Source organism: Sporomusa sp. (assembly GCF_057736855.1).
This window is the reverse complement of the sequence record NZ_JBYKYF010000103.1, coordinates 1-9,469: the sequence shown is the minus strand read 5'-3', so window position 1 is coordinate 9,469 and position 9,469 is coordinate 1. Positions and strand designations below refer to the sequence as shown.

The following is a 9,469-nucleotide window of genomic DNA, read 5'->3' as shown; positions in this document are numbered from 1 at the left end:
CTTAACAGAAGACCCTGGTATAAGCGGCATTCCATAAATATGGTGGACAGTAACACCGGCCTCCAATGCATTCTCACGGGTAACACCAATATATAACCGTCCCTGCAATGTTGCCGTAAGTGTAGAAAAGCTCGATGACGCAGTAGCTAGCTTCCAGCGATTAAATGCCTGCCGATAAGTATCATCAGGTCTAAGCTGGCATATTCTTTCAATTAGATTTTCCTTCTCCTTAGCGGCTTTACTCTTATCCGGATAATATAGTAATCCTCGAGACAAAAGCAAGCCAGCATGAGTACAATCGCTAATATCTCTAAATACATTACGGCAAAGCTGCTGCGTCATAATGTCTCCTCCTGTGAAAACAATGCCTGACAATATCTCTTAAGCCAGCCTGCAGCCTGCAAAATATCCCGTGTCAATAACCTATATGTCTGTGTATCACATTGAATGATTTTTTCATGAAGTTTTTGACCATTGTTGAAGTTCCAAGTTTCAGTACTGTTAAGGACTTGTGCTATGTCATCCAAATATTTTCTATACACGCCCTGTTTTGCTAATAAAAAACCAGTAGCCTGAGCAAGTCCTGACTGCATAACCATAGCAGGAAAAGAGTTAGCCCGGCTTTTATACTCTTTACGGTCACTTATTTCTACTTTTGTAACGCACAATATAGCTTGCTGCGCCATACGGCTGCTTCTGCTTGTCATTAGCTACACCCCCATCAGGAAACGGACAAGGCCTCGCCCAATAGTTGCTTTTCCGCCAACCTGAAGCAGAGTGTCTTTACCAACATGCTCAGTAAAAGATTGAAGCAATTGCTCAGCAGATTTTACAGCACTATTGCGGGCTGCTTTACTTGTTTTGCCGTTTTCCATGCCGAGAAAACCCCAAAGAATTGTTTCGGTAGGAAGGTTTTCTTCATACCAAAGAGCAGTATCATTTACAACTCCATGCTCGTCATCAATACGAATTCTCGCCCGAACTTCTGTTGCCGTTTCAGATAAAAAGGCAAAGATCTCATCAGCTACAATTAGAAAACGAGCTTTAAAGATCTCCTGCTCAATATCTTTAAATAATTTATTTGCAAGAAACTCAGCCCAGGCCTGAGCATTACGTTCTGCAGTTAAATCCAAATCTTCTAAATATACTTTATCTCCCTTAGTAACTACTGAACAATCTGAAACAATGGCCTTTTCACCTGCCACAGCAGGTATGAATGGTATTTTCTCAACTCCTGACCTTTTCAAATCGTTTACTAAACATGAGAGAACATAAGGACAGGTTACATAAGCAAACACTCCTGCAAAAGACCGTACTGGTAGAGCTAATAAATGTGCATCGCCCAAAATCAAAGCTCCTGCCATAGCTTCACTATCTGTAACATTAGCAGGACCAAATAATGCTACTTGGTCTTCGTGCTTACTAAAAAAATCGCGGAGTACGCCTTTCATGGCCGAACCAGGTATCAACGGAAAATTGGTCGATTTTGCGCGCATGATTGGCAAATCTACTACACCAACTGCCTGACCGATACCAACATGTACAGGTGACAGTGCATGAAGAAAATATAAACTTGTTTTCATTTTTGCTTCTCCCCTCAGTTTTTGCATTGCCAAGGTCCAGGCACAACCTGCCCAAAGCCGTCAAAACGATCTTGCTGTTCGTCACAGATAGAAGTCAACCATATTTTTTTCCAATCAAAACCGGCATCACTGATTATTTCAAACCAATATACTGAACCGGCCGGAACAGCCTTACGTGCAGCTTTAGGCTTTTGCTTCATCATGTCCCAGCCTGATATACCCTGCCAGCGTCCTATGGAAGCAGCCCTTAGCTTTACCTTCAATCCTTCACATTCCGGTGGCGTACCGATAAGAGTTTCATTGTCCAACCAGCCGGGTTTCCAGCCATCTTTGAAAATAGCTGGTGTAACCACAGTCATGACCAGACCTTTGGCCTTGGTAATCTCAGCTATATGATCACTCGGACAAGCAAACAAGGTGTCTGGCGCTTTTTCCAGCCAGCTTAATCTACGTTTACCTCCGAGAGTTATCATACGGTTAGACAACTCTTGTGAAAAACGGGCGGCAAGAGCAAAGGATACTGGTGAAAACCGGCATTTATCCTTATCAAAGCGCGGGGCAAAATCCAAGCCCTGTATATGAAAGAGAGCACCTGCTTTATTGGCATAGGTATTGCTATCAATGGCAACATGGGTTCGCGTATCAACCTCAGGTTTTTCTTTTGGCAGGGAATCAAAATCAATATTTTCTCCTGTTTTTTGCCATGCAAGCAGTGTTGTAAGTGGCCAAAACTCAGGGTCTGGCTGTGGTTTACCTTTGCATTGCTCTATAAGCTGTACAGGAAGCATTCCAGCCGGCAAATTGCAATAACAACCAGCAGGTAATGGCTTTGGCGCCAGTTTGCACACCTGCATCTTGTTAGTAGTTTCATCAAGCAGGTAAACACTGTCTAACGGACGAGGTACCATGATTTCACAAGATAAATTACTGATGCGAACGAGAAAAGGACCTTGAGATTTCAATGTCAGCAGTTGCTGCTTACGAGCATCATCTACATAGTTCCAGCCGTTTGCCTGCATCACACAAGTACGCAGCATCCCCGCAACAGAACTTGGCCAGGGGAAATTGGCCCCATCACGCCCTCCTGTACCAAAAGGTCGGCCTGATTTAAAAACAAGCGGTGCTAGCGGTTGAATAAGATAATTATGTAATTGGTTCATTTATTTCACCTCGCCTGCAGTACGGGCAGATAACCAGCGCGCTAGGATTAATTCTTCTGCTAATAATCTGAGACTATCTGCCGTATGTCCTTTTATATCTGCCAGTTGGAAATACCGCTTGAGCAAATCACTCTTAACTTGCTTGTCCATTCTTCCCGCACCGGTTGAACTTCGAGCACGGTCTAACAATAATTTAAGCTCTGCTTCAATTGCTGCTCCGGATAGTTGCAATTTTTGAAGCCTACCAGCCGCTTCCCGGATTCTATAAGCCAATCCACCTGAAATTTTTTTATTCGCATAGAGTTCTATCCATCTTTTTAAATTCTCAAATTCTGCTGCATTGCTAAAACTGAGCCATTTCTCAAGAATGTGACCTGAACGAATATGCAGCACTAACCCAAGAGCATTTCCCTGCTGTTTAGTACCAGCTTTTCCCTTGGCAAAACGTTCTGCAGCTTTGGCATATTTTCTGATTAGACTGTATGGCTCAAAAATATGGCATAGCGCTGCTCCAACACGTAACGTGGGAGCGTCGCTGACGCCTAACACCTGAGCTACTGGCTTAATTTTATTAGCAAACTCTTCTGATAATTTCTGTGATAAACCGATTACACTGGCTAAAGGTGCAATAATTAGCAAATCTTCACCACCTGCGTATATTGCTTGACCGTTATAAGCTCTGGCAATTTTCGTAGCCTGCTCGGCAAAGTCTGCAACAGCACGAGATATCTTGTGGTGTTCTAATTGGCTCGAAGCCTTATCAATAAAGGCTCCCATACGGTCACCATCAGCCATGATCATAGCAATATATGGACAAGGATATCCTTTGCCGCTCTGCGCTATTTTGTAGAGAATTGTTTGTAACTGCGCTAATACCTTTTGCGATTCGTCGCCATCTTTGATAGCTGTCGCAAGTTCTGCTGCCAGAGTTTCCGTAAACAACAATACGCCATCAAAAGGAAAAATATCCAGTCCTTTAATTTTAGAAGCTAAGCCTCTTTCGACTAATTTCTCATAAGCATGCTCCAGCTCATTAAGTGTTCGCTTTTCTAAAGTTAACAGCCAGCTTTGGGCCGCAACTCGCGCCAGCGGGATAAAATTCTGCTCTTCCCGAAGAGCGACCCAACGCTTAACTGACCCCAAAGCATCCAATTGTTCGCCTTGCTTCAAGTCAAAACGCAACATTGCCCTGCGATTTATTTCAGATTTTGATGGCAACACTGATTCACGCAACCCATCAAAGGATGATTTGGGAACACCTTGATCCTTGACCTGACCTACTGGGTACATAGGAGCAAAGTCACGGGTATTTTTACGCGCAGCAATGGATTGTTTTAGATTGTCGTATGATTGCTTATAATCTGCGCTTAATTCTGCCCAAGCCGCATAGGCTTCCAAGGCATCGGCGATTTGATAATCAAATATTACAGAGCGCAGGATAACACCATGATTTCTGTAGTCCTCGCGTGCTTGATTAGCAAGAAATATCAGATATTCTTTACCTTTTGTAATAGCATTGTCGGCAATTTTTCGTACTGCTGATTCCTCCATATCGTTGCACTGTACCAACAATATGTTAGACAAGTTGCTGATATCGTCCTTGTTATTTTTATTGACACGCTCGCTGACAGGATAAATTAGCTGGCAACCATCGGCAATTAACTGCTTGGCAGCAGCTCTCACTACCTCAGAGAGAATGAATGAACCAGCAAAGAGATCACGGCTTTTGCGAGCCGCTTCAATAAAACTTTGTACTGGACCAAAAGATATTTCAAGCAGCCATTTTTGCATATTAGTTACCCTCTTCAAAAAATTTTAAAAATGCGCTGATAGGATCTTGACCACGGTTAGCCATAGGGGGGATCTCCTTACTCAAACACTGATCTGTTTGCCACAATTCACCTAACGCCCATGAGCGGTCGCCTTGTTTTAGTTCAATTTTCGTCTTAAGTATCTCATGATACGGAAAACATAAACAGGCCGCTACCCACGAAGAGTTACCTAGATAATAAGCACGCAATATTAGCGGGCTGGACATCCGCTCATAGCCAAGCGGCAGTAGCTGAGGAGTATCGGCTGGATCACCTTTATCCTTAAAATGCGAGATTATGGGCATACCAAAAGCTGCCCGTGGAAAAACATTTCCCGCCTTGTGCACGGGTTGATGGCGGCGGCTGTTTTGCTTAGTTATCCGGCGAATAGCATCTGGTTCAGGCCACCTACTTCGACCCGCCGGGCTTTTTGAGTCTGCCGCCGGTCGGTTTCTGCCAATATCACGACCTTGACGAAACATCTGTAGTTTAGTTATGGCATCATGCCAAGCATCGATAGGATTTTGTTTACTACTTTGAGCCAGTACAAGCTTACATCCATATTTTTGGGCTTCTTCTTTACTGACAGTAAGAACCTGGTTGCTTATATTTTTAACTAGTACCGTCCCAACTCCACGACGGGTGCGAGCACCCAGTCCGCCAAAGGTTGCCCACCATTTTAGAGCCGTTAACACTTCGGAACACTGTTCTTCACTTAAGCCGTTTTTCTTTCCCCTTTGCAACCCTATATTAAGGCTAAACTCAAATGGTCTACCTAAACTGCGTGGCGGCGGAGGATTTATTCCTGATTCTCGATCAAAGGCAGGAAATAGCACATAGCCTTCGCAACGATGAATCCACCTTGTCAATGTCTCGGCACGACGTTCAAGCCCAATAGGACCTGAAGTCTGTACCCGCAATAAAACCTTACTCGCAGTTAATTCATTCTTATCTCCGAGACCACCCCAGATAGCACGTTCTTGCTTAAACAACTCTTTAGGATCTTTCACTGGATTAACCGGATCATGCTGTTTTAGGAAACGCCACCAAAAACGCAGTTGTCCTCGTATGGCTGTCGCTCGCACTGGCATCTTGGTATCGACTTCCCCGGCCTTGACCCCGCCACCAAATAGAGGAGTAACTAGTCTGCATTGAAAAGTATGGATTTCTCTTTCGTCACTAGGATTTTGTTTACCAATTCTCTCTAGCTCTTGCGTGATAATTTCACTAGGGACTGTTTTTGTTTTCAATACCTCTCCCTCGCATTTCTCGTCTATATAGGTTTGTGATTTTATTTATTAGCGTTCTAGACGCGTACTTTCACAAATTGCTGTAGATTAATCTTTTATCATCTGTTCCTCTCCATGAAGTGGGAAGGTCTTTCCTACAGTTATTTATTGGACTTATCGTCCTTTCCTATCTCTACGTCATAGGTTGTCACTTTTTTTGTTTCAGTGCTTATATACTGGAATTGACGATCCGTTCCAAGTGTCGCAACAGCTCCCGCAATGCTATTTACTTTTTGCCCGCTAGTTATATCGATAACAATATCACTTTCCCGAAAATTTTCGTTGCTCAATTCTGTATATAATTCATTAATCTGTTTATAAATCATTTCGATATCCTCAAAATTACCAATTGATATAAACTTTATAGGTTCAGGCTTATTAGCAGGAACAGGAGATAATTTTGGCAGTACCTGCATCACAATTTCTCTAAAAAGAGCCTTATTCTTATCTTTTTATCAGATGTAAAGGCATAATGCGTTCTAACTTTTCTTCACGATGTCCAAGCTAGCCAATTCATTCCCTCCTAAGTTGTAAATTATTCTATATAAGCAAAAATTTTCCTGCAAAATGTCATAATTTTGAATTTATTAGATTTTGGCAAAAAAAAAAAAGCCTGAGCAAAAATACTCTGGCCTTTGATAATTAAATTCCAGCAAATGTAAGCTTATTTAAAATTTACGCTAATCTATCGTGTTATTTTGCATTTTACTCTCTACCTTTAACTACTACATACAGCTAATTTTTCATGTAAATTTATTAATTTACTATGGTTCTAATCTTATAACGACTGTGGTAATTGGGTATAATCTGCCAAACCTTTAGAAATACCACATGCCTGGTCACATTGGTTGATGAAATTCCACACTTGTTCTCTTACGCCAGCAAAATCGCTTGCTTGTAATGGGTTAACACCATGGGCAAGAAAACTATAATTGCGTTTTTTGAGTTTATCTAACATTTTGCTACGGTTTTCTAACCAAACTTTACCTGCAGGGTGGTTTAGCTTAGCTAAGAGCTCAAAGTTATCAACAAGTCCAATTTGTATTTTGCCATCACGCCGCTTAGCTTCATATTCTTCCCGCAGATTTTCAGGCAGCCGATTAACATCTATGTCTGAGCTATACAGTGAAGGCTTGCTGTTCATTAAACAGAACTGACCGTACATTTCTATAGCCCGATAGATTCTGGCTATAGCATCATCATAGTTACCCTGATTAGCCCGCCGCTCGGCATTAAGAAATAAATCATAAACAACATCAAATTTCATATTAGGCCTAGTATCAGGGTTCCAGCTTTTATACCAATTGAGTCCTATAATGATTCTTTTTACTCTCCCCATAGCCTCAGCTATATGGGAATCTTTAGTATATGGGCTTAAAAATTCAGCCGCTTCTTGATAATTAAATTTATCCCAGGCCGCATAAGCTTTGCATAATATCAGCAAACGTTCCACGTTATTATCGTCTGTCAAACCTTCTTCAATGAGCGCCTCAAGGATCGGAATAGCACCAATGTAATTCCAGTTGCTCACTAATTCCCTTACCAAGCGCAATTGTCTATGGACAAAAGCTGTATTACCTTTAAACTTTTTCAAAGAATGCATACCATGTTTAATCTTAATCAAATCAACACGCGGACCGCCAACAAAAGCCAGCTCACAGTTAGGATAGTCCATTGCAGCTGCGGCGCACCCAACACTCATGGACTTTGTACCACCAGTATAGTCTACTATTACCTGATGTGATTCACTTAATAGCTGACTAATTAGCAAGGTAACCCTTGTATAAATCTCATATGGTTTATCTGGATCAACTTTAACTATTTCGTATTGATCAGGCAATAAACCAGTTTGTTCTACTAATGATTTGTTTTCACGCTGTTCTTTATGTCCGCATTCCTTGCAAGTATAGGCAAGAAAGCTAGTACGCTTTTCAATAGTTTCCCAGCTTCCTTTGGTTGTTTCAGTTGATTCACTGCAGATAAAATAGACACGGTCTGGTTTGTTACTTTGAATGGATTTCACAATCGGTGCGTCTGAACCACCTACGCTGGCTATCAAGATTTTCATTTATTCAAACCCCCTCAATTTTTTAAATAGCCCATAATTATCCCAGGTAGACGGACAAGGTCTTCCTGACATATTAGACCGATTCTTAGATCTCGGGCTTTGCGTACAAAGTCGCTAGGAATTTCATTTCGCCGCACTTGCAGGACCACGATACTACGCGCAAAATAACCAGCATTTCGCTGGGCAACTAGTTCAATTTTGGGCAAAACATCCGCAGGGCTAATGTTCTTTATTCCGCCTGCCTTACACTCCAAAAATAAAGTTTTACCCTTATGAGAAACTAAAACGTCTACTTCATTGTCGCTTGTACAGTTATTGTCCTTCAAATATGCCTGCCGGTTATACAGACGTATATTCTTCATTACTTCATCAAACTTTCCAACTAGTTGATGATACACAAAATCCTCCAGCCATAAACCGCCGTGAAGATATTTATCAAACGCTACTGAGATTTTAATACTAATTGAAGTGTCACTTTTTGCAAATGATAGCAATCCCACAGAGTTTAGATAGGATATTGTTCTTATAATTTTATCAGTGTCTTCCCCCATGGATTGTACCGGTCTTTCGTAGGATATATCTGAACTTATCAGCTTGGCATACTCTTCACGAATAGAATGTGACCGATACCATGACCAAAATAGTATCCATGCTTGAAGATTTGATTTTATATAAGTGGTGATTTGCCGCAAAAATGCCTCTGCCAAAGGTGATTTCTGTTCTCTCATTATCTTGCCATAGGCAGCAAGCATTATAGCACTTGGAATGTGCGGTAGACTTTGTCGAAATACCCGCTGCTTGGTATCTGCAGAAATATTTAGAATTACATTATTTTGTGTGTCAACATAAACCGCTGTACCTTTATGTATTTGTGAAGCTTGATAGGCACCCAATGACATAAGCTTGGTACCACCAGTAACGTCAAATATAACATCCTCTCCTGGTTGCACCAGATTTTGTATGCTCTGTCTTACTACTTCCGGGTCATTGTGAGTAGATAATATATGATATTGCACCCGCATGGAAGGATGGAGCTGGGTCAGAGCATGTATTACATTATCTGCTTGAACTTTTTTAAAAGACGTAGTTAATATGTGAACTTCGTTAAGCTGTTGAATTGCATTCACCAACAATAAGATAGGCGCCACTTGGTCACCAAGTAAAGTAATAACTTTTTTCATAAAGAATGACACCTCATGCATGTAATATACACATTGTTTGTGATATATGGTATTCGCAGTAATTTAAGGAAAATCCTGTTAAGTTTTGTTTAAATAAATTAAAAAATTAAACTAGCCACCCCTATGTGTGAGGCAGCTAGTTCCCATGTTTATGCTCTACACGTACTTCCATCCTCTTAAACTTTTTTTAGAATCCTCTTATTATATCACAGACACTAATTTCTCTTAATCCAAAAAAGCCGGGTAATAATATTAATACTAGCGGCCCAAATTATATCACATTGCGGCGTCCCCCATTCTTTCTAGAACCACTACTTTGGCAGGATTTCCGGTAAATGGCTTTAATTGTCACAATTAATCGCTGGTCTTCTAATTCT

General features: G+C 41.3%; 9 protein-coding genes. All 9 read right to left on the bottom strand.

Annotated features, from left to right (window positions below):
• The coding region (locus tag AC29Z1_RS08590) for a hypothetical protein (protein WP_488271045.1) at positions 1-342 on the bottom strand (342 nt) is incomplete at its 3' end.
• Positions 339-707 (bottom strand): type III-B CRISPR module-associated protein Cmr5, encoded by a 369-nt coding sequence (gene cmr5, locus AC29Z1_RS08585; protein WP_488271044.1) that lies wholly within the window; start codon positions 705-707, stop codon positions 339-341. The genes AC29Z1_RS08590 and cmr5, both read right to left, overlap by 4 nt.
• Positions 708-710: 3 nt before the next feature.
• Complete coding sequence (cmr4, locus tag AC29Z1_RS08580; protein WP_488271043.1) at positions 711-1,583, bottom strand: type III-B CRISPR module RAMP protein Cmr4; 873 nt, start codon at positions 1,581-1,583, stop codon at positions 711-713.
• A gap of 14 nt (positions 1,584-1,597) precedes the next feature.
• Positions 1,598-2,743 (bottom strand): type III-B CRISPR module-associated Cmr3 family protein, encoded by a 1,146-nt coding sequence (locus AC29Z1_RS08575; protein ID WP_488271042.1) that lies wholly within the window; start codon positions 2,741-2,743, stop codon positions 1,598-1,600.
• Complete coding sequence (gene cas10 / locus AC29Z1_RS08570) at positions 2,744-4,534, bottom strand: type III-B CRISPR-associated protein Cas10/Cmr2 (protein WP_488271041.1); 1,791 nt, start codon at positions 4,532-4,534, stop codon at positions 2,744-2,746.
• Position 4,535: 1 nt separating this feature from the next.
• A complete protein-coding gene (cmr1, locus tag AC29Z1_RS08565; RefSeq protein WP_488271040.1) occupies positions 4,536-5,804 on the bottom strand; it encodes a type III-B CRISPR module RAMP protein Cmr1 in 1,269 nt (422 codons plus the stop codon).
• A gap of 140 nt (positions 5,805-5,944) precedes the next feature.
• Positions 5,945-6,262 (bottom strand): hypothetical protein, encoded by a 318-nt coding sequence (locus tag AC29Z1_RS08560; RefSeq protein ID WP_488271039.1) that lies wholly within the window; start codon positions 6,260-6,262, stop codon positions 5,945-5,947.
• Between the two features lie 359 nt (positions 6,263-6,621).
• Positions 6,622-7,911 (bottom strand): TIGR02710 family CRISPR-associated CARF protein, encoded by a 1,290-nt coding sequence (locus AC29Z1_RS08555; protein WP_488271038.1) that lies wholly within the window; start codon positions 7,909-7,911, stop codon positions 6,622-6,624.
• A 14-nt stretch (positions 7,912-7,925) separates the two neighbouring features.
• Positions 7,926-9,092, bottom strand: coding sequence for a Card1-like endonuclease domain-containing protein (locus tag AC29Z1_RS08550; RefSeq protein ID WP_488271037.1), 1,167 nt, complete (start codon positions 9,090-9,092; stop codon positions 7,926-7,928).
• Positions 9,093-9,469: the final 377 nt, after the last annotated feature.

Excerpts from the sequence above, each read along its gene's own strand:
- cmr5 (WP_488271044.1), bottom strand. The coding sequence starts at position 707 with ATGACAAGCAGAAGCAGCCGTATGGCGCAGCAAGCTATATTGTGCGTT.
- cmr4 (WP_488271043.1), bottom strand. The coding sequence starts at position 1,583 with ATGAAAACAAGTTTATATTTTCTTCATGCACTGTCACCTGTACATGTT.
- AC29Z1_RS08575 (WP_488271042.1), bottom strand. The coding sequence starts at position 2,743 with ATGAACCAATTACATAATTATCTTATTCAACCGCTAGCACCGCTTGTT.
- cas10 (WP_488271041.1), bottom strand. The coding sequence starts at position 4,534 with ATGCAAAAATGGCTGCTTGAAATATCTTTTGGTCCAGTACAAAGTTTT.
- AC29Z1_RS08555 (WP_488271038.1), bottom strand. The coding sequence starts at position 7,911 with ATGAAAATCTTGATAGCCAGCGTAGGTGGTTCAGACGCACCGATTGTG.
- AC29Z1_RS08550 (WP_488271037.1), bottom strand. The coding sequence starts at position 9,092 with ATGAAAAAAGTTATTACTTTACTTGGTGACCAAGTGGCGCCTATCTTA.